Here is a 23,593-nt window from a genome sequence, read left to right as displayed (position 1 = left end):
GGAAACCCCTGTAGTTTCCCTCATCTCGCCGCTTTTGTCAAAGGCCCCATGCGCCGAGTCACGGCTCCGGGGAAGGCGTGGGCGCCTTCCCTCGGACGATCCAGAGCTCGACACGGCGATTCTTCTCCCGACCCTCCTCCGTATCGTTGGAAGCAACCGGCATCTGGTCTCCCTCGCCGGCGGTCGCCGCAACGGGGATGCCCAGGACGCGAAGCGCCTGCCCGACACTCTGCGCCCGCTCAACCGAGAGGCGCAGGTTGTAGGCGCGATCTCCCACGTTGTCCGTAAAACCGACCAACAGAACCGCTTCGCCCTTCTCGTTTTTCCCTTCCATCAGCTTCGCCAGCCGCCGGATGTCCACGAGCGCCTTATTGTCCAACTCGGCGCTCCCGGTCCGAAATCGAACGTCGAAAGCCACCCGATTCCCTTCCTTGACGAGCTCCCGGTAACCGGCGGGTGCATCCCGCGGAATTTCCGCAGCTGGTTGAATCAACGACTCCGCCCCTGCCTCGGTCTTCGTCGCGGCTCCCACGAATCCCGTTTGTTGCACCTGCTGCTGCCCCCGGTCGGAAAGGACGAACTGGACGAACGCATCTACATCGGGATTCCTTCCGCTTCCCATCGTGTAGAGGTAGAGCCGGGTCGAAAGCAGGTAGGCTTCCGATTCGAGCGATGCAAAGCTCGGGGAGAGCGGATGGGTCCCCTTCTCGTAAAGGGCGAGCGCCTTGCACGCCCCGATGTGGGGAAAGTCGACTAGCCCCAGGGCTTGAGCATCGCCTGCGACCCGGGACGAGATCTCCGCTCCGCCTTCCCGGCGGGCGATGTCGACCGACACGGGGGACCCTGCCATCACCCGCCGGGAAAAGAGCTGCCAGCTTCCCGAAGCATCCGGAGGAGCAGAAAGGACAACCTTTGCTTGCGGGAAGCCGAGGGACCTCGCATCCCTAACCTCTCCTCCGAAGAGCTTGCGCAGCTCCCCCAGAGAGAGCTTCGAAACGGGACTGGCTGGCGAGACGATGGCCGCGATGCCGCTCACCCCGATCACATGTTCCGAGTCGGGAGCCGTGATGTTGATCCCTTTGCCGAAGAGGGCTGCTTCCTCCGGCGTAATCTTTCGGAAAGCCATCGCCACTTGTGCAGCACCAGCCGCCAGCTCCTTCCATCCATCGGAGGTGCTCGAGAGAACGAGCCGAACGGAAAGCTCCTCGCTCCCGTTCGGTGACTTCCCTACCACCGCGACCGACCGGCCGTCTTTCCCTTTCCGGATTGCTACTCCCTTCAACCGGAGATCTTCCGAGAGGAACGCCAGTACCAGATCGGGAACGAGCTTCTCCCCCAGGATCCGGGAGCCGGAGACGGTGAAAAGAGTCCTTTCGAGAACACGCGGGGGGATCTCGGCGGTCGGCGGCGGCTCGGGCGGAGGAGCAACGGCGCGTTGCGGCTCTCTTCGCAAGGAGAGCCAGAGCCCCACCCCGGTCGCGGCCAGCAAGAAGAGCAGCAGCAAGAGAAAGACCTTCCGCTTTCCCCTTTTTCTCGGTCGGCGAAGAGCCTCTTCCTCCGGCACCAAGGGTGTCCCACAGTCCGGGCAGAGAAAATCCTTCCCTTCGGGAATCTCAATGATCTCGCGCGTATCCGCGCGCGACGGACAGTTTCCGTAATTCGGGCAAAAACCTCTTCGCGCCGGCATGGCTCAGCCGCTTTCCTTTCCGGCAGGGAATTCTCTCATCCTTCTCCGCGGAGAAGCTTGACCGCCCGGCGTCCCCATTCCGGAAAGGACTTCCCTCGAGGATCGGTGGGAGGCAGTTGACGCGCGAGCTCGTTGACCAACGAGACCACCTTTTGCGTCAAGTCGGTCCGTTTCGGCTCCCGCCGTAACTCGGGATCGGCAAGCTGTTTGCCCACCGCCTCCTCCAGCGTCAGGGCCTTCGTCTCCGGAACGTTCGCCAGCGTCTCGGGAATCGTCGTCCCTTCCAGGAAGACCGGTGTCTCAAACCCATACTCGTCCTTCGTCAGGATCGCCAACTCCTGCGTCCCCTGCTCGTTCTCCCGGCCGGCGATCAATCCCAGGACGCTGCCGAGGAGGAGATAGGGAGCGATCCGTTCCTGTAGCTCACCCCGGCTCGGGAGGAAAAGGCTCGGGAGCGCCTGGCCGTCCTCCTCGATATGCAGCTCCATTCGCGCCCGAGCCGGATTCGGTCCATTCACCCGCTCCAGATACCGAGCCCGGAGAAAGGAGAGCAGTTGGACGACCCGCAGCGGGAAAAGGTTGGTGACGCTGGTCAAAATAATCTCGTTGGATCTGCTTCCATCCAGAAATTCGCGAGCCGTCGTCTGCACGCACTCCCAGAACACCTCCCGCAGCATCTTCACGAAGTCTTCCGCCTCCGGCGCTTTGGGGAGAATGACCGTGAAGCTCGATACGCAGATTTGCGCTCCCGAATTGATTCCGGGAGCCGATCTCTTGATTTCGTCCGGGCTGTAGATCAGGTAATTGCCAGCCGCCTTAACGATCCCATCGATGAAGAGCCGGAGCGCCTGCCGATCCCCATACCGGTCGCGCAGCTTATCAATGATGCTGACTCCGATCAGCTTCTCCTTGCTGCTTTCGATCAGGTTGTTGTGGGAGATCTTCGCATTCTCCATGCACTGGTTCTCGAGAACATCCAGGAAGGTCGTCTTGTTGATTCGCTCATTGAAGGTACGAAAATCGAGCTTGTCCCCCAGCAACGCCACGAGGGCCGAGCGAACCCGCTGCGTCTGGGTGAGCTGCTCCCGGGCATCCTTCGTCAACCTTCGCGTCACGCTCCGGACGAGTTCCGGATCGTAGAACCGGATGATCTGCTGCCGGTAATCCACCTTGCTGTTGTCATCGCCGCAGCGCTCGGCGATCTGCTCCTCGAAGTTCTTAACCGCCTCGGCAATCATCGCCGAACTCCGGTCGAGCTCGGCTTTGAGCTGGGTGATCTCCTCCAGCAGAACCGGAGTGAACTTCTTGGCAAATTGCCAGCCTTCGATGCGCGTCCGGCAGGCGTAGAGATCCTGGAGGGTCAAGGCGCACGTGTCGAAAAGGCGCTTTCTTTTTCCCAGCATGTCGGAGATGACCCCGACCTTCACCCACTCCTTCTCTTGCTCCTTGAGCTTCTTGGCGAGAGCTTCCTCCTGGGGCTTCGCCTTGGCCACATCGTCATCGAAGCGCTCGAAGCGGCTACGCAAATAGCTGATCACGGCACCGACCAGGGCGCTGATCTCATGAACGGAGCGGACTCCATCGCGCCAGTTGCCGAACAGCTCTCTTTCGAGCTTCTGCCGAACCTCCCGCGCACGCTCCCGGGCGGAGGCCGACACCGTTTGATAAAAGGCTTTGACGCCATGGCCGCGGTACTGGTCGCTGAAACGAAGCTCGAGCCTTCCCTTCAGGCTGTCGAGCCACTTCGCGCCGTCCTCTCGCTCCTCGATCTCCTGCTTGAAGGCCCCGGTAACGGTCATCCAGTATCGGCCGATCGGCTGCCACCGGCCCTGCGTCCCGTCGGCCTCCAGCACCGGAGCGGACAGGATCAGATGCTCGTCGGAGAGAAGCCAGCGCTCGAGCTGCTCGGGCGCGCTGACATAGCTCATCAAGTCGACGTTCTTGGCATTCGGGAGGTAACCCTCGGTCTCCGACCAGTTGTTGTAGCGGAGTTGAAGCGCCGCCTGCAGGGCGAACTGATAGGCGAGATATTCGGCAATCTCCTCTTCCGGGACGGCGATCCGCTTCACCCCGAAGGCGAGCCATCTCTTCGACCTTACCCCGACGTTCGTCCCGGGGATCGTCTCGGGATTCCCGTCCCCGTTTTCGGCATTCTCCTGCCGGGCAAGGCTCGCCCAATTGACTTTTCGGACCGTAACAATTTTCTGGTAGAGAAAATCCGCCACGACGTTCGGAATATCGTCGACGCCGAGCGCCAACCCGTTCTCGTTGTGGGTGGTGAAGAGGTAGGCTCCGTTGAACGGGGTCTGAAGACCGGTCATCTTGCTCCCGTCTCCGGCGAGGTTGCAGGGAACGAATTTCCCCACACTCAAGGCGTTCAGCTCCGCCAGCGCCGCATAGCCGTTGGCGTGGTAGTTTCCCGTATTCCAATTGGGCTTGGGGTGCTCTTCGGGAAGGAGAAGATAGCCGATGATTCGATACTGCAGGGAGTCCGGGAAGAGGCGCCGGATCTGGCAGAGAGTGTCGACGATCGTTCCACTCCCCGTTCCTCCTGCGAGACCGGTGCAGACATGAAACGTGACGCCCGTCTCCCCGCCTGACTGGAGCTCCCGTACTTGGGAGGTCAGCCGGTCGCAGAACTCCGTCGCATGGTTGGCGAAGAGAAATCGGCCGAGCCTCCGCTTCTGCCCACCGATCGCATCTCCCACGATTCCGCCCAGGATGTCGTTCCAGATCCCCCGGTCGCCGATCCAAGGCCGGATGCCGGGATAGTTGGTCAGGTTCTCCAGAATCGAGGAGAGGTTGGCGCACCGGATGTGGAGTTGGCTGTTGGGTCCGAGTTGGACGCTCTGCCCCAGGATTTTCCAGGTCGGATCGTCAAGCCGCATCAACTCGTCGCTCGAATCGACGTAGAGGTACCCGACATTGACGTCTTTCGGGCTCACGTTCCGAAATTCCTGGAAGATCGTTTTCCGGACCGCGCGGATGATTTTTCCTCCCGTCCCGCCGAGGCCAAGGATCATGTGGTTGGGATTCATCGATCAGTCTGCGTTCTACGTTAGGTTATGATTAACGCTGTCGGAGGCGCTCTGGTGCAACTCGTTTCGCCGGTAGAAGCTTCCCCTCCTCGTCATCGGAATGAAAACTCTCTCCGCGAGAGCAGAATCGACCGCTGCCGAGGGACAGTCTCAATCGAATGACCCGTAGGTGGAAAAAAAGCAATCCCTTTTCCCGCTCCGTGGAGAAAGCTTCTTACCTTCTGGAATGAAGAAGCGCCTGGTCTGTCCGGAGGCCGAGGGGAGACCAATGGTAACGCCAACGTCTTGACTCGCCCCACCCGAGGTTCATACAAGCCAAAGACCCCGCTATGCTCATCGACCTTCTCGCGGTCACGACCTCCTGCATCCTTCTCTTCCTTGTCGAGACGACCGGAAAGTTCGTTGTGGCGTGCGCGGTGGCCGTTTTTTTGGCCGGCGGCTGTTGGTGGCTCGCGAGCAATTACACCAAGCTCTGGAATCTGCTCTTTCACGCCAACCCGGTTCATCACCTCTTTTGCGGAATTGCCGCCCTCGCTACCTTGGCGACCGTCCTTCTCTTCTTCGCCCTAAGCCAGGCGAAGACGGCAGGCGAGAAGTTCGTCAACCTCTGGGTGGTCACCCTCCAGGCCAATCAAGCCTGGAAAACTGCCACATTCCAAGATGCCCGCAAAACCGTCTGGCAGCTCGGCCAGGAGTCACACGATCCAGCCATCTGGTACGACCGGAATGGAAGCCCGATCGTCCCTCTCGACAACCCAAGGACAAAATTCGTGGTTGCCAAGGTCTATGCAAACAGCGCCGCCCGCAACTTCCAGCGGTTGCACCCGTTCCTGAGCTGGATTCTCTCCGTCCGGGTCGGCGCTGCCGAAGAAGCGGTTTCCCGAGACGTGCAGCAGTACCTGAGCGTCCCTGGCAACGGGATCTATCCGGACACCAGGGCGATCGGTATTGTGGCGGAATATGTGAAGCAGGAACTTGACCAGCAGACTCCGAAGCTCGTTCCCCGGCTGCGGCTCATCTTGCTGCTTCTCTTCCTCGCGGTTCAGTCGGTGCCCTTCACGATGATCGGCTGGGCCGCCTACGAGGATATCCAGGTCCGCACCTGACGGCGCATCCGCCCGGGCTAATTCTCGAGAACGAAGCGAATCGGAACCATCACGTAGGATTGGATCGGCATCCCACCCATGGTCGCCGCCCGAAAGCGCCACCGGCGGACCGCGTCGAGGGCCGCCCGATCGAGCGGGCCAAACCCCGAGCTTCGACTCAACGCAACCGACTCTGCGGTTCCGCGAGGGGAGACAAGGACCTTCACCACCACCGTACCCTGCTCGCCCTTGCAGCGGCATTCTTCCGGATAGGGCGGCGGCGCATTGCGCAGGTAGTCCGGCTGGGCGCTGCTGGTGCCGCTGGCGCGCCGCAAGGTGATCGCATCCTGCCCTCTTCCCGTAACACCCTTTCCTTGTGCCGCCGGCAAATGGGCTTTTCGCGGAGCCTTCTCCGGCTCCTTCTGGACCGCCGTTGGGTGCGGCGGCTTCTGCACGACCGCCTGCGACATCTCCGCAGGAGTCGGCTGGGCGACCGGCTCGGGCTGCGGAAGCGGCTCCGGCTTCGCCTCCGGTTCCGCCGCCCCCTCTACCAGGTCGACGGCAACCGAGTTCTCCCCCTGCGCCATCCCGTATCGTGCTTGCTGGGCGATCCAAACACTCGATCCCAGCAGGATCGTCACGTGAAGCGTCACGGACGCCAAGAGGCCGATCCACCGTTCCCGCTCCATGCAACCCCACCTCCCCTCTTCCGGCCGCGCGCGCTGATCCGTCCGGCGGAAGTACAACAAGATACACTCATTTCGTGATTCTCAAATAGATTTCTGCCGCTTGCCGGGCCGATGCACGCAACCGCACCGGTGCCCGCTTTCGCCTTGACGAAAGAACCGCCCATCACTGATAGGTCTATTGTATGAGTGGAAAATCCGTGCGGCTTGCTCTCGGCTCGTTACTCGTCGCCCTACTGCTCGGGACCCTGTCGGGATGCGGCGGACCCTTTTCCGAATCCACCATAGAGGCCGCTCGGAATCAGCCTTCCTTTGGAGCCATTCGGCACAATCCCACGGCCTATAAAGGCCGCCTCGTGATCCTCGGCGGCAAAATTGCGCAGATCCAAAACCAGAAGAACGCGAGCATCGTAGAAGTTGTGCAAAGGCCGCTGGGAGGCGACGAACGGCCGAGTTCGTCCAACCGATCGGGAGGACGCTTTCTCGCCGTGACTCCCAAGTTTCTGGATCCGACGATTTACAAGCGCGGCCGGAAGGTGACCGTAGCAGGGCGGCTCAGCGGCGTCCAACCCGGCACCATCGGGAAGATGAGCTACTCCTACCCTCTTGTCACAATCTCCCAGATCCACCTCTGGCAGCCGGAGATGAGCGGGGGAGCGGACTATGACTGGGCCATGATGAATTCGGGAATGTGGGGCCCCGGGATGGGCTTTTTCCCTGGCTACGGCATGGGCATGGGTGGCTTCGGCATGGGTGGCTTCGGCATGTATTAACGGGGAGAGCAGGTTGCTGCCGATGGCTGCGCATTTCCCCAAGCAGTGGCGAGCTGCCGCTTGCCTAGCCCTTGCGGCACTCCTGGTCGGCTGCAGTCCCTTCTCGAGCGAGGTGAAGAAGCAGGTGAAGGGTCAGCCGTCCTTTGCCGCGATTCGGCACAGCCCTTCCGCCTACCGGGGCCGCATGGTCATGCTGGGCGGCACCATCGCCCAGACGAAGACTCTCAAGGACGTCACTCTGCTCGAGGTGCTGCAAGAAAAGCTCGACAGCTCAGATCAACCGATCGACTCGGACAAGATCGGCGGCCGCTTCCTCGTCCGAACGTCAACCTTTCTCGATCCTTCCATCTACAGCAAGGGCCGCGACATCACGGTCGTCGGCCGGATCGCCGCTCCTCAGGCAGGCGTCATCGGCGAAAAGCCTTACACCTATCCTGTGATCGCCGCTACGCGGATCCATTTGTGGCCTCAGTACGCGGCGGACAACGGCTACTGGGGCTATCCCGGCATGGGATGGGGATGGGGCTATCCGGGAATGGGAATGGGGATGGGTTGGGGCTTCGGTCCTTGGTGGTGATCCGCCGGCCCCTGCTTAGCCCTCCTCGCAACCGAGGCTTCCGGCGGCGCAAGAGAAGACGAACGGAGCGGGCTGCGGTATACTGGAAAAGAGGGTTGTTGTGGACTGAGGCGAATGTCGAAACCGGCTTAGCGTTGCCTGTGGGAGCCAAGGGATGGTTCAAGGATCACGATCGACGCACCCGTCGTTGTCGGACCGAGGAAGCTCCCTTGCGTACCTGGCCCTCGCCCTGCTCCTCGCCGCCTGTAGTCCGTTCCCGAAGGAGGTGAAAAAGGAGGTGCAGAATCAGCCCTCCTTTGCGGCGATTCAAAGCAAGCCTTCGGTCTACCGCCATCGCCCGGTGATGTTGGGCGGAACCATCCTCTACGCCAAGCATCGCAAGCACGGCACCTACCTGGAGGTGCTCGAACAAGAGTTGAACGCCTACGATCGGCCGATCCCCTCCGATAAGACCGGCGGCCGTTTTTTAGTCGGCACTTCCTCGTTACTCGATCTCAAGGTCTATAGTAGGGGCCGGGATATCACGATCGTTGGCCGGGTCGTCGGTTCCCAGCCCGGTCGGATCGGAGAAAGGCCCTATACCTATCCTCTGATTGCTGCGACAGACATCCACTTATGGCGAGAACACGTGGAGGATGACCATTGGAAGGATCCTCGCGTGGAGTGGGGCTGGGGCTATCCGGGCATGGATTGGGGCATGGGTTGGCCCATGATGCCGCCGATGACCTTCTGGTAGGCAGAATCTCGAATGGGGCAGCTTGGGTGAATCGACTCTTCGAGCGCAAGAGGAGAACGACCCCCTGGCTTGCCCTTACGATACTCCTCGTCGGCTGCGGAAGCCCTTTTTCGAGCGAGGTGAAGAAGGAGGTGCGGAGTCAGCCTTCCTTCGGTGCGATCCGGAGCGACCCTTCCGCCTACCAGGGCTGCAGGATCCTCCTTGGAGGGATCATCATAAAAACGACGACTCTGAAGGAGGGGACGCTGCTGGAAGTTCTCGAGGAGCGGCTCGACGACTCCGATCGACCGATCTCGACCGACAAAGTGGGCGGGCGCTTCCTCGTGCGGAACTCGACTTTTTTGGATCCATCCGTCTATCGGGAAGGACGCGATGTCACGGTCGTCGGACGCGTAATGGGCGTCCAAGCGGGTCGTATCGGAGAGAGACCCTACACCTACCCCCGGATCTCGGCGACGCAGATCTACCTCTGGCCCTGGAACGGGGGCCAACGGGACTCGCCGGGCCTGCCTCGCAGGGATTGGGTCTGGGGCTACCCAGGCAAGGGCTGGAGCAATACCTGGGGCTCGATCCCCCCGATGACCGTCCCCCCGCAATGATGGGCCAGCAGACCCAGAGGCGGCTCAATTCCCGAACGCGATGCCCACCGCACGAGCGGCGACAATCTCCTCGCAGTCGGGAGGAACGGTCTTGGTTTGGCGAACCGCCTCTTGGATTGACACTGACCCCACGCGCTCGTTGCCAAAGGCCACCATTTCGCCGAAGCGCTTTTCCTCCACCAATCGCACGGCGGCGACCCCGAAAAGCATCCCGAGATTCCGATCGAGTGCGGTGGGAGGACCGCCGCGCTGGAGATGGCCCAGCACGACCTCCCGGCTCTCCCGACTGGTCATCCGCTCGATCATGCTGGCCACATGCCGGCCGATCCCGCCGAGCCGAATCTCTCCGATGAGTCCCTTTTCCGTGTCTTCGTCTTGCGTCACAAGTTGTCCGTGAGCGGGCCGGGCTCCTTCGGCGACGACGATCATCGTCTGCAGCGCTCCTTCCGCCACGCGCTTGCGCACCTCGTGTGCGATCTTTTCATAATGGAACGGGATCTCCGGCAACAGGATCACGTCGGCTCCGCCCGCCAGCCCGCCGAAAAGCGCGATCCAGCCTGAGTATCTTCCCATCACCTCCACGACCATCACCCGACGATGGCTGATGGCCGTCGATCGCAACCGATCGAGGGCCTGGGTGACGAACTCCACAGCGGAGTAGAACCCGAAGGAGATCGAAGTCGCCGAGATATCGTTATCGATCGTCTTGGGAACGCCGACGATCGGCAGTCCCGCCTCGAAGAGCTGCTGGGCAGCAGTAAGGGAACCATCCCCGCCGATGCAGATCAGCCCGCCGATCTGCAGTCCCTCTACTGTCTCCCAAACCTCGTCGAGCACCGTTTTTGGGATCCGCTGGATCTCGCCGAGCCCCACCCGGGTCGCGAATCGCCCGCGGTTGGTCGTGCCAAGGATGGTGCCTCCCAGGCTCGCGATCCCAGCGGTTGCAGGCTCCTCCAAGATTCGATAACGGACGGGGGAGAGGAGCCCCTCGAAGCCATCGATGAAGCCGTAGACCTCCCAGCCACGCTGGCAGGAGGCAGCAACCACCGCGCGAATCACCGCATTGAGGCCGGGACAGTCCCCTCCGCTGGTGAGGATTCCGACGCGGAACGCCTCCGTACCCATTTTCTTACCGCAAGCCCTGTCTCTTTTCCGTCTCTCTTCCCTTGCGGCCCGCTAATCGAGGCGTCCCACGGCTTCCTCAATGGCGGAAAACTGAGGGAGCACGGTCGGATTGGCAGTAACTTCCCTATAGGCGATCTTCCCTGCACGATCGATCACGAAAACCGCCCGTGCCGCTACATCGCCGATACCCAAAACTTGGGAGAGAAGCACCCCATAGGCCCTGGATACCTCCTTGTTGAGGTCGGACAGAAGGGGAATGCGGATTCCTTCCCTCTGTGCCCACGCTTCTTGCGCAAAAGGATTATCCACGCTCACGCCCAAGATCGATGCCTCCAACCGCTCATAGGCATTGAGCCCACCCGTCATGCGGCACATCTCCTCGGTGCAGACGCTCGTAAACGCAAGGGGAAAAAAAAGAAGAACAACCTTCTTGCCTCGGAAGGAACTCAGCCGGACATCAATCAATCCCTCCGGTGTTTTTTGCTTGAGCGTAAAGTCGGGAGCCGTCGCTCCCACGGATAGCGCCATCGCTCCTCCTTCCCCTGTTCCCGCCCCTAGCCCTTCCCTCTTCTCCTTGGAGAAAGGCAGAAGGGCCACCTGGACGCCTTATTGCGTGGTCGTCCGCTCCTGTTCCAGACGGTCGTCGTGCAAAGCGGCCTTCCGGCTGAATTTATAGCGGCCACGATCATCGATGCCAATGCACTTGATCCAGACCTCTTCCCCCATCCGGACGACCTCCTCGACACGTTGAACGCGCGTGTCCGCGAGCTCCGAAATATGGACCAGACCCTCTCCCTTACCGCGAATCTCGACGAAGCAGCCGAAATCCTTGATCCCGCTGACTCGACCCCGGTAAAGGCCTCCGACGACCAGTTCGCCGACCAGCTCCTCCACCATCTCCCGAGCCAGCGCCATCGCGTTACTGTCCGGCGAGTAGATCCGGACGGTCCCGTCGTCTTCCACGCTGATCTCCGCCCCGCTTTCTGCGGAAATCCGCTTGATGTTCTTTCCGCCGGGTCCGATCAACAGCCCGATCTTATCCGGATGAATCTTCAGCGTGTCGATGCGGGGAGCATGCTTCGAGAGTTCTGTGCGGGGCCCCTGCAAGATCTGCTCCATGAAGGCCAAGATTTGGCGTCTTGCCTGGGCCGCACGGCCGATTGCTTCCTGCAAAATGGGGATCGGAATGCCCGGTAACTTCAGATCGAGCTGAAACCCCGTTACCCCCTGCTCGGTGCCCGCCAGTTTGAAATCCATATCGCCGTAATGGTCTTCCATGCCCAGGATGTCGGTCAGGAGCACATGGCGCCGGAATCCTCCGGCCTCGTCCGGCTCGGTCACCAATCCGACGGAAATCCCCGCTACCGGAGCCTTCAGGGGCACGCCGGCATCCATCAGCGAGAGAGTTCCCCCGCAGACGCTCGCCATCGAGGTCGAGCCGTTGGATGCCAAGATCTCGGAATTCACCCGAATGGCGTACGGGAAAGCCGACTCCGGGGGTACAACCTGTAAAATAGAACGCTCCGCCAGCGCGCCGTGGCCGATTTCGCGGCGGCTCTGCCCTCCGATGCGGCCAACCTCTCCCACGCTGAAGGGAGGGAAATTGTAATGAAGGAGAAACCGTTTGGTCGTCCCCCCGCCGCCATAGGCGTCGATCTCCTGTGCCTCGCTGAGCGAGGCCAGCGTCGCCATGCAGAGCGCCTGCGTCTCCCCGCGAGCGAATAGCGCCGTGCCGTGGACCCGGGGAAGAATGCCGGTCTGCGCCGACAACGGCCGGATCTCGTCAAACTTCCTCCCATCGCACCGCTTCCCCTCTTCCAAAACCCGGTGCCGGAAGAGCTGCTGCTGCAGCTTGGTGAACGCCCTTTCGACGTCCGAGTCGGTAGCCGCCGGGAAGCGCTCGCGCAGCTTGCCGGTCAACTCGGCCTTCAGGGACTCCAAGGCGGTCTCCCGCTCTTGCTTCTGAGGCAGGTAGAGAGCCTCTTCCAGCCGACTTCCCATGATCTCGCGAGAGAACTCTACGATCTGCGAGTCCGCCAGCAGACAGCTGTAACTCCTCTTTGCTCGGCCTACCGTGGAAGCAATCTCCTTTTGGCTCCGAATCAGCCCCTCGATCGCCTCCTGGGCCACTTCCAGCGCACGCTGAAAGTCGGCCTCCGGCAATTCCCGAGCGCTCCCTTCGATCATGAGCGCCTCGGTTTCCGTTCCCACGTAGACGAGATCCAGATCGCTGAACTCGCGATCCCGGTGGGTCGGATTAATCACCCACTTCCCCTCCAGCCGGCCTAGACGCACGGCGCCTACGGGACCGGCAAACGGGATGTCCGAAACCATCAGCGAAAGGGATGCGGCGTTGATCGCCAGAATATCCGGGTCGTTTTGGGCATCCGCAGAGAGCAGGGCGAGAATGACCTGCGTTTCGTAAAAATACCCCTTCGGAAAGAGAGGCCGGAGAGGCCGATCGATCATCCGAGCCGTAAGGATCTCCTTCTCGCTGGGACGCCCCTCCCGCCGGAAATAGCTTCCCGGAATCCGGCCGGCAGCCGCTGCGCGCTCCCGATACTCCACCTGGAGAGGCAAAAAATCCTGTTCCGGCTTGACCGACTTCGTGGAGACCACGGTCGCCAAGACCACGGTCTCGCCGCAACTGACCACCGCCACGCCGTCCGCAAGCTTAGCCAGGCCACCCGTCTGCAAAATGATCGGCGCTTCTCCGCAAGCCACCGATACGCGTACTGGAAGTTCCATTCCTGATCCTTTCTTCTCTGCGACACGTCGGAACCCGAATGCAGGGCTCCGCTGCTCCAGTAGCAACGGCTACTTGCGCAACGACAGTCGACCAATCAGGTCGCGGTAGCTGACAGGCTCCGTCCGATTCAAGTAATCCAGCAGCTTGCGCCGGCGACTCACCATCTGCAAGAGGCCACGCCTCGAGCTATGATCCTTCTGATTCTGTCGAAGGTGATCTGTGAGTTGCTGGATTCTCCGGGTAAGGAGGGCTACCTGAACGGTCGCCGACCCTGTGTCGCCGTCGTGACGACGAAACCCTGTGATGATTTCTTGTTTCTTCTCCTGATCGAGCATCGCTTTTCTTTTTTTCGAATCAAGATAATGGAGAGAGGTCTCGTTCGCCAATTGTTTTCTCACAAGAGAATTCCCTCATCTGGCGAGTAGCGGGAGAGCCACCCTCGGATCGATGCCGACGGCTTCCTTGGGAATCCTTCACTCAGGGCTGTCTCTTGTCACCGGCCTTCCTGACCGGTAGGGTGTCCACCCAGTGCGGCCGATCGAAACTTTTCATCCGTCCTCCACCTCGCTCTTGCCCGTGCAAGCGCAGGAGAAGCTTTCTTCGGCTGCCCGGACCATTCTCGGCGACTTCCTTGCCCTTCCCAACCTCTCCTCGATCGAGCGGGAGAGCGTGACCGAGCTGCTCGCCGCCGAACGGTGGGAGGAGATCGAGCACCGGTTCGGAACGACCCTTTTCTTCGGGACCGGAGGGATTCGCAGTAGGACGATCGGTCGGTTTTCCACGGCGGCGGAGCGGGGGGGTGCCCAGCCGGCCGACCCTCCACGCTACCCGGCCGTCGGAAGCGGAATGCTGAACGAAAGGACGGTTCGCCGGACCTCGCTCGGGTTCGGAGACTATCTTTTGCGCCTGTCGGCCAGACGCCCGATCTCCGTCGTCATCGCCTACGATACCCGCCTCTTCTCCGCATCGTTTGCCGAGCTCTGCGCCGAAACCCTCCGGAGCCTCGGCTTCGTGGTCTGGCTCTTTTCCGAAGAGCGCCCCACCCCGGAACTCTCCTTCACCATCCGGCGGCTCTCCGCCGACGCGGGCGTCATGGTGACCGCAAGCCACAACCCGCCTTGGGATAACGGGATGAAGATCTACCTCCGAGACGGCAGCCAGATCACCTCCGGGGCGGCCGAGGGGGTGAGCCGGGCGATCCAGAGAGTCGGCCTGGCGGCCGAAAGTCCGGAGGGAAACCGCTCCGGGACGATTCGCCGGCTCGAAGACGATTGCGATCAGGCCTACTTCGAGGCGATCGAATCCACGATCCTCGAGTCAGCCGCCATCCGGATGGCGCGCCAGTCGATCCAGGTGGTCTACACCCCTCTGCACGGGGCCGGGCTGCGTATCGTCCCCCGGCTGCTCGCCCGCCAAGGGATCTTCTGTTCGCTCGTGCCGAGCCAAAGCACGCCGGACGGCCGGTTTCCCGGGGTCTCTTCGGCCAACCCGGAAGATCCACGGTCGCTCGCGCAGGCGATCGAACAAGCGCAAGCGGAGGCCGCCAATCTCGTCCTGGGGACCGATCCAGATGCCGACCGTCTGGGTGCGGCGATCTATGACCCCTCCCTCGGATGGCGCATCCTGACCGGCAACCAGATCGCCGCCCTCCTCGCCTTTTACCGGTGCGAGCGGACTTCCGTTCGTCGCGCGGAAGGGGCTCTCCCCGGGACGCCCGTTCTTCTCAAGACCTTGGTGACGACCGACCTGCTCCGGTCGATCGCCGAGAACTACGGCGTCCGCTGCGTGGAGACCCTTACGGGTTTCAAATACATTGCGGCGAAACTTCGCCGATACGAGGAGATCGCGGAGAAAGATCCGCAGGATCGCCGCTGGCTCGTCTTCGGTGGAGAAGAAAGCCACGGGAGTCTCTCCACCGACCGGGTGCGCGAGAAGGACGGCAATGCGGCGGCTCTTCAACTCGTCGAGACGGCGGGATGGGCGGCCGGGCAGGGGATGACCCTTCTGGGTCTTTTGGATCTCCTCTACCGGCGTTTCGGCTTCTTTGCGGAACGGCTGCAAACCCTGACGTGGGAAGACGCGGACGGGCCCCAGCGGCGAAAGCGGCTGCTCGCGTCGTTTCGCCGGGATCCTCCGGGCGGACCCAACGGCAACCCTCCCAGCCAAGTGGAAGATTTCGGAGTGGAAGATCATTGGGATGCCGACGGCGAGCTTTTGCCCAGAGAAGAGTTTTTGCGCTTCTCCTTCCCCGGGGAAGCCCGTCTGGCCATTCGCTGCTCCGGTACGGAACCCAAGATGAAGTTCTACCTCTTCCACCGGACCGAGGCGCAGGACGACCTCCGCGCTCTGGAGAAGCGGGCGGAAACGCTCCTCTCTTCTTGGTGGCACACCCTCGACACGGAGGTGGGCCGGCGGCTTTCCCAATGAGGTCTCCCTTTCCCGGCGGCATCCCGGCGATCGACCTGGCCATCCTCCTCCTCTATCTGGCCGCCGTCCTCTGGATCGGTCTAAGGGCGGGAAAACGGCCGAAGACCGTGGAGCAGTTCGCGCTCGGCGGACACCAGATTCCGTGGTGGGCAGTCCTCGGCTCCTTGATCGCAGCGGAGACCAGCGCAGCCTTTTTTCTGGGGACGCCGACGGAGGGCTACGCTCTCGGCAATTACGAATATCTCCAACTCGCGCTCGGGACGGTCCTCGCTCGCGTCTTGGTCGCCTACCTGTTCGTGAAGCCCTACTTCACCTACCGAGTCACCTCGATTTACCAATTTCTGGCGCTCCGCTTCGGGCCGAAGACCAAATCCGCCGCTTCCGCTACCTTTCTCTTGACTCGGCTGCTCGCCTCCGGAGCCCGCCTCTACGTGGCCGTCATCCTGCCGGTACTCGCCGTCAAGCTACTCTGGGGACGCCCAATTTCCTCCGGACAGGAACTCTGGATTTACGCCGCCACCGCCCTTCTCCTCACCCTCTTCACGACGATCTACACCGTCGCGGGGGGGATCCGAGCCGTGATCTGGACCGACCTGCTCCAAGCCAGCCTCATGCTTTCCGGCGGCATCCTGACTCTCCTCCTCCTCTTTCACAGGATCCCGTGGACCTCGAGTTCTCCCCTCGCGGAAGCGGCACACCTACTGGCGGCTCTCCCTTGGGCCAAAACGGGGGTCAACCCACAGAAGGATCTCTGGGAAAACCTAGGCGCGGTGCTCTCGTCCGACTATACGATCTGGGCCGCCCTGATCGGCTCCACCTTCACGACGATGGCCACCCACGGGGCAGACCAGGATCTCGTGCAGCGCCTTCTCACGGCCAAGAACTATCATCGGAGCCGGCTCTCGCTGATTCTTTCGGGGCTGAGCGACGTGCCCCTTGTCTTCCTCTTTTTGACGATCGGGATCTTCCTCGGCCTGCTGGCGCGCTCCACGCACGACCCCCATCTCCCCTCACAAGCGAACGAAGTCTTTCCCTACTTCATTCTCTGCCAGACCCCTTCCGGCATTCGAGGCCTTCTGCTGGCGGCCATCTTTGCGACCGCGATGGGCTCTCTCTCGGCCGCCCTGAACGCGCTGGCCACCTCTTTTTGCGAAGATTGGGCCTTTCGATTCCTCCCGACCGCCTCCGACCAGAAAAGCCGCGTGCGTCTTCTCCGAGGCTCTACCGTGCTCTTTGCGCTCTTGAGCATTGCGATCGCCTGTGCGACCGCGTTCTTCGCGCTCCATTCTCCCCGATTGCGCATCCTCCCGATCGTCCTGGGCCTTTTTGGATATACCTACGGTCCTCTTTTGGGCGTCTTCCTCCTCGGGGTTCTCACCCGAAGCCGGGGAAACGACTTCGGGAACTGCATCGCCATGGCCTGCGGCTTGGCAGTCGTCACCATCCTCAGCGGAGTGCCGCAGGCCGTTTTGGGAATCTTCTCGCCGGGAGCGGGGGCTCGACTTCCCTGGCTCCCCTGTATCTCCTTCCCCTGGCGCGTTTTTGTGGGAAGCTGCGCCACCTTTTTGGTCGGCCTCTGCTTCCGCTCCTCCACGCAGCCTTATTCGGCAGCGGAAGCGGCCAAAAGCTCCTTCTGATACAAGGCGACGGCCTCGTCCAGAGTGGCCCCTTCAAGAGTAATCGCCGAGATCGCGTTGCAGAATGCGACGGCTTCCGGCAGCGACCGCTGATGAATATTTCGGCCCGTCGCGTTCCCCGCAGCCCCCGCCTCGTGGATCTGAGCATGGAGTCGCTTCAGGAAGTCGGGCACGCTCGTCTCCTTCCCCCCGGCGCAGATCAGCCGCGTGCGCCCTGCAGCGAGAACCGCCTCCCGTAGCGCGGCCGCGTTCCCCCCATCCTTTGCCTTCGGCTCGTTCACCTTGACGAAATCGGCTCCCAGGCAAGCGGCGAGCCCCGCCACGCCGGCAATCAGGTGTGGATCGCGCTCATCGGCGACGGCCGCACCTCTCGGGTAGGCCCAAAGAATCGCCAAGAGGCCGCGCTGGTGCGCTTCGTAAACCAGCCGTGCCGCCTCCCGCAACATTTCCGGCTCCGCGCGGCTCCCCGGGTAGATCGTATACCCGACAGCCAGGATGGGCAGGGATGAGGACTCCCGGAAGAGATCGAGCTGTTCGAAGGAAAGCCATTGACGGCTCTCCGGATCGCTCATCTTGGTGGGGACCAGATGCGTCTTGCTGTTGAGTTTTGCTACGTAGCGTATGCCTGGGTAGTCCGCCCCGTAGCGGGCGATCAACCCCACTTGGGTCGCCATGACCCCGATTCGAGCGCGCGAGGCGATGCGAAAGAGATGCTCGGGGTCGGCGTCATCCTCGGAGATTCCAGGGCCGTGGAAATCGTCATTCAGATGCTCGACCTTCTGGTCGGCGGCCATCATCATGATCCGCCCCGTTCCCCGGGTCATCTCTCGAAAGTTCTGCTCGTAGAGCGCTCTCCGCTCCACCGGGACGTCGAGCGGCGCTTTTTGCGTGGGCGTAAGACTCATCGATCCTCCTGGAAGTTTGCCCCGGTCGGAACCCGAGCGACATCGCCGGCGACCGAGAGCGTGATTGACCATCAGCCTAATGAGGCCCTTCCCGGTCGGCAAGCCCGGATCAGCGCCTCGTCGTAGCACCGAGTTGACTCATAAATTTTGAGACCGAGGAACCGCGAAGGTCATGAAGATGAGTCAATGGGTTGCGGAAGAGGCTCTTGGGCGCAAACGTGAGCGATATGCCCTACGGGCTCTTTGGGTTCCGAGGCTGCACTTGCTAAGGCAGAAACCATTACCCATTAGAGGGTCGTCGATTTTTGAGGCAACGACCCTCACTCCTCGCACCCGTCCGGTGTCCTTTATTTTTTGATGCGACAGGACCGTAGCCTGCCTAGTCAGCGAGTCACCCCGCGTTCGGAAGAGCGCAGGAACTCAAGGAGCGTCGTGATCTCGGGAGTCGACTTACCGCTTGCCTCGACGGCTTCAATTCCCTGACTCAGATTCTTTCCCTCTTCGAAGAGCAGACGAAACGCGCACCGCAGGCCCTGCAGCACCTCTTCCGAAAAGCCGCGCCGCTTCAGGCCGATCAAATTCAGAGCGCGAAGGCGCGCCGGATTCCCATCCACCAGACAAAAGGGCGGGACGTCTTGCACGACCTTCGTGCATCCTCCCAGCATGGCGTGTTCGCCGAGGCGGCAATGCTGGTGCACCGCCGTCAACCCTCCAATGGTCACATAGTCGCCGACCCGCACGTGGCCGGCCAGGGTGGCGTTGTTGGAGAAAATGCAGCCGCTTCCGACCGTGCAGTCGTGCGCCACATGAGCATAGGCGAGGAAAAGATTGTCAGAACCGATCACCGTTCGCCCGCCCGCGCCGGTCGCTCGATTGACGGTGACAAATTCCCGGAACCGATTGCCCGATCCAATCGAGAGAAAGGTCGGCTCCCCTCGGTACTTGAGATCCTGGCTCTTCTGACCGATCGAGGCGAAAGGAAAGAACTCGTTGGCGATCCCCGCCTCCGTCTTTCCGACGACCGAGGCGTGATGGTGCAGGACACAGCCTTCGCCCAAACGCACCTCCGAACCGACAAAGGCGTAGGGGCCAATCTCGACGCCGTCTCCGAGCAGAGCTCCGGGCTCAAGGATTGCCGTCGGATGAACCGAAGTTGCCATCGCCCACCGTCAAATCGAATCGACGAGGGCGAAAAGGAGATCGCCTTCGCAGGAAACGTTGTCGTTGACCAGGCACCTGCCCGACGCCCGCCCGATCTTCCCCCGGAAGCTGATGAGCTCTGCTTCGACGATGAGGGTGTCCCCCGGCATCACCGGCCGGCGGAACTTCACCTTATCGGCGCTCATGAAAAAGCCGAGCTTCCCCGCATTGCCGGCCTGCCGGAGCAAAAGGATGCTCGCCAACTGGGCCATGGCCTCGAGCTGCAAGACGCCCGGCATGATCGGATGATCCGGGAAATGACCTTGAAAGTAAGGCTCGTTGATCGTCACCGCCTTCTGCCCCACTGCCTTGGCCTTCCCTTCAAACCGGAGCACGCGGTCGATCATCAGGAAGGGATAGCGGTGGGGAAGAATCTTGAGAACTTCCCGAATGTCCAAGGCCCCTTCGCCGGTGGGGATGTTCTCCAGCGGCATGAGTTGCGAAACATACTCCCGATGCGCCTTTTGGAGTGCGCGGGCCATCTCCACGTTCAAAGTATGGCTCGGCTTCGCCGCAAAGATATGCGCTTTGAGCCGATGCGGGAAGAGCGCGAGATCCCCGATCACGTCGAAGATCTTGTGCCGCACGAACTCGTCTTCGAATCGGAGCGTCTCCTGGGAAAAGACCGTATCGCCACGAATGACGATCGCATTTTCGAGACTCCCGCCCTTGATCAACCCTTTTTCCAACAGGGGCTGCACCTCTTCGTAGAAGACGAAGGTCCGAGCTGGTGCGATCTCCGAGGCAAAGCGACCGGGGTCGTGCTCCCAATGGAGAAATTGCGTGAACTTTCCGGTATGCGTCACCTGAGTGCAGGTCACGGAAAATGACGAGCTGGGCCACGCCACCAGGTGGGCTCCGTCCTTTCCCTGGACGCAGAGAGGGTCCCGAAGCTCGAAGAACGAAACCGGGCGATCCTGCTCGACGAGTCCCGCGCGCGCGATCGCCTCGACATAGATCTTTCCGCTGCCGTCCCCGATCGGCGGCTCGTTGGCGTTGAGCTCGATCAGCGCGTTATCCACCCCACTTCCCCGCAAGCTTGCCAGGACATGCTCCACCGTGTGGATCTTGACATTGCCCTCCCCCAGCGTCGTGGCCCGCTCCGTCTGCCGCACATGGTCGATCCGCGCGGCAACGGTCGGCTCGTCCGGTAGATCGACCCGCTTGAACAGATACCCGGTGTCGGATTCCGCCGGACGCAGGACCAGGGATACCGGCTGGCCGGTGTGCAGCGAATTGCCTTCGATCCGGACAGATTCCCGCAAAGTCTTTTGTCGAATCACGTTCTTCTCCTCCTGCTCCTTTTCGCCTGCCTGGCCGACCTTTCGGTCCTTGCAGTATGTCGCCAGGCAACTCCAGTGGAAAGCCTGCGAAATTTGCGAGATATGCCGACCAACCTGGGGGAAAGCAAATGAAAAGCTTCCTCCGGCCCCGGCACGCCCGCGATGCCTTTCCGTTCGGCGGGCACAAGACTCGGCTGGCGAGGAGGAGAGGGAATACGGTATGCCATAGGGGACCATGGGTATGAGAACCCGCTTTCGCCTGCGCCCGCTTCTCCTGGCAGCCGTCCTGGGCCTCTCGACCCTCTCCTGCTCCCGGCCGGCCCGGATCGGAGAGCGTCCGAGTTTCCCGATTCCCAAGAACGCCGATATCTCCCAAGCCCAGCCGGGCAAGCGGGGCGGCATCTTCGTCGAGGTCAGCCCCGGAGAGCCCAGCACCTTCAACTGGCTCGTCGCGGAGGATGCCTCCTCGGCCTCTTTCCTCGGCCTCCTCTTCGATGGGCTTACTGCCTACCATCCGATCCGGGAAGAGGTCGTTCCGGCGCTCGCCCAATCGTGGGAGGTCGGCGCGGACAGTCGTACCTTCACCTTTCACCTCCGCGAAGGACTCACCTGGAGCGATGGGATTCCCTTAACGGCCGACGACGTTCTCTTCACCTTTCAATGCGTCTACGATCCCCGATACCCCAACCGAAATGCCTACGACCTTTCGGTCAACGGCAAGCCCTTTCTCGTCGAAAAGCTCGACCGCAACACCGTACGGATCCGCACCCCCGAGATCTTCGCCCCTTTCCTGCGCTACATGTCCGGGGTCACGATCATGCCAAAGCATCTCCTCCAAGGGGCCTACGAGGACGGAACCCTGCTGCGTGCCTGGAGCATCTTTACCGCGCAAAGGACGCCCGGGGCCATTGCGAGCAGCGGGGCATTCCGACTCCATAGCTACCGACCCGGCCAGCTCATCATTCTCGATGCCAATCCCCGTTATTGGCGAATCGATTTGCAGGGCCATCGCCTCCCCTACATCGACTTTCTGATTGTCAAGTTCGTGAAGGACCAGAACGCCAGCGTAGTCGCCTTCGCCTCCGGGCAGACCGACGCCGACACGATTCCTCCCGACGACGTCGCCTGGGTCCGTCGCGGGGAGAAGATCTACCACTACACCGTGCACGACCGAGGCCCTTCTACCGCTTCGACCTTTCTCTGGTTCAACCAGAATCCGGGCCACGACAAGAGCGGAAAGCCCTTCGTCGCCCCCTATAAGCTCGGCTGGTTCCAGGATCGCCGCTTCCGCCAGGCGATCTCCTACGGGATCAATCGGGAAGGCATGGTCAAAGGCATCCTCTTCGGCCGCGGACAGCCTCTCTGGGGACCCGAAAGCCCGGCGAACGCCAAGTGGTTCAATCCGCGGATCCGGCAGTATCCCTTTGACCCCGGACGGGCCGAGCGGCTGCTCGCCGAGGCGGGCTTCCATCGGCGGGGAGACGGCAGCATGGCGGACGCGGCAGGCCATCCGGTGAGCTTCACCCTCCTGACCAACCAGGAAAACCCCCTTCGCACGGCGATGGCGACGGTCTTCCAACAGAACATGAAGGCGCTGGGGATCGAAGCGCGGCTCCAGTTCCTCGACTTTGGTGCGCTCGTTACCAAAATCAGCGACTCCTTCGACTACGAGGCCTGTCTACTCGGCCTGACGGGAGGTGGAGACCCCGCCGACGGCATGTCGGTCTTCGTGAGCAAGGGGCGCCTCCACCAGTGGTATCCGAGTGAGCCCACGCCCGCGACTCCGTGGGAGGCCCGGATCGATACCCTCATGATCGCCCAGCTCACGACCCTCGACCAGACACTCCGCAAACGGTATTGGGACGAGGTCCAGGAGATCCTGAGTGAAGAGCTTCCCTACATCTACCTCGTCACACCCGATACATACGCGGGGCTACGGGACAAATGGCGCAACGTCCAGATTCCGAGGATCGGCTCGGTCGTCTGGAACCTGGAAGAGGTCTGGACTCCGTAAGAGGGCGCAAGCGCGGCCCCCATTTACGCGGCGGCGGAAGAATCGCCGCCCATCCGCAGGAGCCCCTTCTTCGCTTCGGAATGCCCCTGGTCTGCTGCTTTCCGATACCAGTCGATCGCGCGACGGCGATCCTGCACAACCCCATAACCATGCTCGTAGAGTTCTCCGAGCTTCCATTGCGAAAAGGAATCGCCCTGCTGGGCAGCCAGAACAAACCATCTGGCCGCTTCCTCTATCTCGGAGGCGCTACCGCCGAGCAGATAGAAGGCCCCGAGATTCCGCTGAGCCACGGCGAGGCCGTGTTCCGCCGCCTTCCGCAGGAGCCGCAGCGCCTCTGCATCGTCCTTGGAAACCCCGTCTCCGGTCTGATAGAGAATCGCCAAGTTATTCGCGGCGGCGGCATGACCCTGTTCCGCCGCCAGCCGATACCACTTGGCGGCCTCGGCGCGATCCAGAGCCACTCCCTGCCCGAAGTCGTAAAGCTCCCCCAGGCGCGACTGCGCTTCGACCAGGCCTCGGTCGGCCGCCTGCCTCCACCAGTGAGCGGCCAACCGCGCATTACGGGCCACTCCCCATCCCAATGCGTAGAGATCGCCTAAATTGAGCTGCCCGTAAGACTCCCCCGCCTTGGCGGCCGCACGAAACCAAGCGGCGGCCTTCCGGTCGTCTTTGGGCACCCCTTGCCCCGAACGGTAGAGCACGCCCAAGTTGTTGGCCGCCAGCGGCCTCTTGGCCATAGCCGCGCGGCGATACCAGAGGGAAGCCCGGAAGAAATCCTGCGCGACGCCCAACCCACGATGATAGCAAAGTCCCAAAAGCTCCTGGGCTTCCGCGTCTCCCCTTTTTGCCGCTCGCATCAGCCACTCCGCCCCTGCCGCATAGTCGGGCTTGCCCTCCCATCCACGGAGATACAGCTTTCCAAGGGCACAGAGGGCCGAACGGTGTTTTTGGCCGGCGGCGCGCTGGTACCAAGAGAAAGCCGCGGACAGGTCGCCGGCCACTCCCGACCCCTGCTCGTAGCAGCGGCCCAATCGGTATTGCGCCTCCGCCACCCCCGCCTCCGCGGCTCGCC

Annotated in this window: 19 protein-coding genes; 8 read left to right on the top strand and 11 right to left on the bottom strand. The window is 61.9% G+C overall.

Annotated elements, in window-relative coordinates:
* Window positions 1-58: 58 nt before the first annotated feature.
* Window positions 59-1,687, bottom strand: a complete 1,629-nt coding sequence (locus tag MAMT_RS01270) for a phosphate ABC transporter substrate-binding/OmpA family protein (RefSeq protein WP_142659133.1) — start codon at window positions 1,685-1,687, stop codon at window positions 59-61.
* 35 nt (window positions 1,688-1,722) lie between these two features.
* Entirely contained in the window at window positions 1,723-4,725 is a 3,003-nt protein-coding gene (locus MAMT_RS01265; protein ID WP_246186456.1) for a tubulin-like doman-containing protein, read from the bottom strand.
* 329 nt (window positions 4,726-5,054) lie between these two features.
* Here MAMT_RS01265 and MAMT_RS01260 point away from each other — a divergent pair, with 329 nt between their 5' ends.
* A complete protein-coding gene (locus MAMT_RS01260) occupies window positions 5,055-5,831 on the top strand; it encodes a hypothetical protein (RefSeq protein ID WP_142659132.1) in 777 nt (258 codons plus the stop codon).
* Between the two features lie 17 nt (window positions 5,832-5,848).
* Here MAMT_RS01260 and MAMT_RS01255 read toward each other — a convergent pair whose 3' ends face one another.
* On the bottom strand, window positions 5,849-6,499 hold the full coding sequence (locus MAMT_RS01255; RefSeq protein WP_142659131.1) for an energy transducer TonB: 651 nt from the start codon (window positions 6,497-6,499) through the stop codon (window positions 5,849-5,851).
* 182 nt (window positions 6,500-6,681) lie between these two features.
* Here MAMT_RS01255 and MAMT_RS01250 point away from each other — a divergent pair, with 182 nt between their 5' ends.
* The 4 genes from MAMT_RS01250 to MAMT_RS01235 all read left to right on the top strand — a co-directional run bounded on the left by MAMT_RS01250 (window position 6,682) and on the right by MAMT_RS01235 (window position 9,181).
* Window positions 6,682-7,269 carry a Slp family lipoprotein gene (locus MAMT_RS01250; protein WP_142659130.1) on the top strand — a complete coding sequence of 196 codons (588 nt, stop codon included), beginning with the start codon at window positions 6,682-6,684 and terminating at the stop codon, window positions 7,267-7,269.
* A 22-nt stretch (window positions 7,270-7,291) separates the two neighbouring features.
* Window positions 7,292-7,846: a Slp family lipoprotein gene (locus tag MAMT_RS01245; protein ID WP_142659129.1), complete on the top strand. Its 555-nt coding sequence runs from the start codon at window positions 7,292-7,294 to the stop codon at window positions 7,844-7,846.
* Window positions 7,847-8,000: 154 nt separating this feature from the next.
* Window positions 8,001-8,582 (top strand): Slp family lipoprotein, encoded by a 582-nt coding sequence (locus MAMT_RS01240; RefSeq protein ID WP_142659128.1) that lies wholly within the window; start codon window positions 8,001-8,003, stop codon window positions 8,580-8,582.
* 26 nt (window positions 8,583-8,608) lie between these two features.
* Entirely contained in the window at window positions 8,609-9,181 is a 573-nt protein-coding gene (locus tag MAMT_RS01235; protein WP_142659127.1) for a Slp family lipoprotein, read from the top strand.
* Between the two features lie 24 nt (window positions 9,182-9,205).
* Here MAMT_RS01235 and MAMT_RS01230 read toward each other — a convergent pair whose 3' ends face one another.
* The 4 genes from MAMT_RS01230 to rpsO form a co-directional block, all read right to left on the bottom strand.
* A complete protein-coding gene (locus tag MAMT_RS01230; protein WP_142659126.1) occupies window positions 9,206-10,306 on the bottom strand; it encodes a 6-phosphofructokinase in 1,101 nt (366 codons plus the stop codon).
* Between the two features lie 51 nt (window positions 10,307-10,357).
* Complete coding sequence (locus tag MAMT_RS01225) at window positions 10,358-10,834, bottom strand: redoxin domain-containing protein (protein ID WP_142659143.1); 477 nt, start codon at window positions 10,832-10,834, stop codon at window positions 10,358-10,360.
* Between the two features lie 78 nt (window positions 10,835-10,912).
* A complete protein-coding gene (locus MAMT_RS01220) occupies window positions 10,913-13,054 on the bottom strand; it encodes a polyribonucleotide nucleotidyltransferase (protein WP_142659125.1) in 2,142 nt (713 codons plus the stop codon).
* Between the two features lie 69 nt (window positions 13,055-13,123).
* Entirely contained in the window at window positions 13,124-13,390 is a 267-nt protein-coding gene (gene rpsO, locus MAMT_RS01215) for a 30S ribosomal protein S15 (RefSeq protein WP_142659142.1), read from the bottom strand.
* Window positions 13,391-13,583: 193 nt separating this feature from the next.
* Between rpsO and MAMT_RS01210 the strand changes: the two genes are divergently transcribed.
* Both MAMT_RS01210 and MAMT_RS01205 read left to right on the top strand, forming a co-directional pair.
* Window positions 13,584-15,482 (top strand): phospho-sugar mutase, encoded by a 1,899-nt coding sequence (locus MAMT_RS01210; RefSeq protein WP_142659124.1) that lies wholly within the window; start codon window positions 13,584-13,586, stop codon window positions 15,480-15,482.
* Window positions 15,479-17,119, top strand: a complete 1,641-nt coding sequence (locus MAMT_RS01205; RefSeq protein ID WP_142659123.1) for a sodium:solute symporter family transporter — start codon at window positions 15,479-15,481, stop codon at window positions 17,117-17,119. Before MAMT_RS01210 ends, MAMT_RS01205 begins: the two co-directional genes overlap by 4 nt.
* Here MAMT_RS01205 and MAMT_RS01200 read toward each other — a convergent pair.
* The 3 genes from MAMT_RS01200 to MAMT_RS01190 all read right to left on the bottom strand — a co-directional run bounded on the left by MAMT_RS01200 (window position 17,083) and on the right by MAMT_RS01190 (window position 20,507).
* Window positions 17,083-18,024, bottom strand: coding sequence for a beta/alpha barrel domain-containing protein (locus MAMT_RS01200; protein ID WP_246186455.1), 942 nt, complete (start codon window positions 18,022-18,024; stop codon window positions 17,083-17,085). The genes MAMT_RS01205 and MAMT_RS01200 overlap by 37 nt on opposite strands.
* Before the next feature lie 383 nt (window positions 18,025-18,407).
* Window positions 18,408-19,184, bottom strand: coding sequence for an acyl-ACP--UDP-N-acetylglucosamine O-acyltransferase (gene lpxA / locus MAMT_RS01195; protein WP_142659121.1), 777 nt, complete (start codon window positions 19,182-19,184; stop codon window positions 18,408-18,410).
* A gap of 9 nt (window positions 19,185-19,193) precedes the next feature.
* Window positions 19,194-20,507, bottom strand: coding sequence for a bifunctional UDP-3-O-[3-hydroxymyristoyl] N-acetylglucosamine deacetylase/3-hydroxyacyl-ACP dehydratase (locus MAMT_RS01190; RefSeq protein ID WP_178086839.1), 1,314 nt, complete (start codon window positions 20,505-20,507; stop codon window positions 19,194-19,196).
* Window positions 20,508-20,748: 241 nt separating this feature from the next.
* Between MAMT_RS01190 and MAMT_RS01185 the strand changes: the two genes are divergently transcribed.
* Window positions 20,749-22,521: an ABC transporter substrate-binding protein gene (locus MAMT_RS01185; protein ID WP_246186454.1), complete on the top strand. Its 1,773-nt coding sequence runs from the start codon at window positions 20,749-20,751 to the stop codon at window positions 22,519-22,521.
* 23 nt (window positions 22,522-22,544) lie between these two features.
* Here the strand turns inward: MAMT_RS01185 and MAMT_RS01180 are convergent.
* The coding region (locus MAMT_RS01180) for a tetratricopeptide repeat protein (RefSeq protein ID WP_142659119.1) at window positions 22,545-23,593 on the bottom strand (1,049 nt) is incomplete at its 5' end.

Origin of the sequence: Methylacidimicrobium tartarophylax (genome assembly GCF_902143375.2) — a bacterium.
GTDB lineage: Bacteria > Verrucomicrobiota > Verrucomicrobiia > Methylacidiphilales > Methylacidiphilaceae > Methylacidimicrobium > Methylacidimicrobium tartarophylax.
The sequence above is the reverse complement of the archived record's forward strand: the minus strand, read 5'-3'. Positions and strand labels throughout refer to the sequence as shown.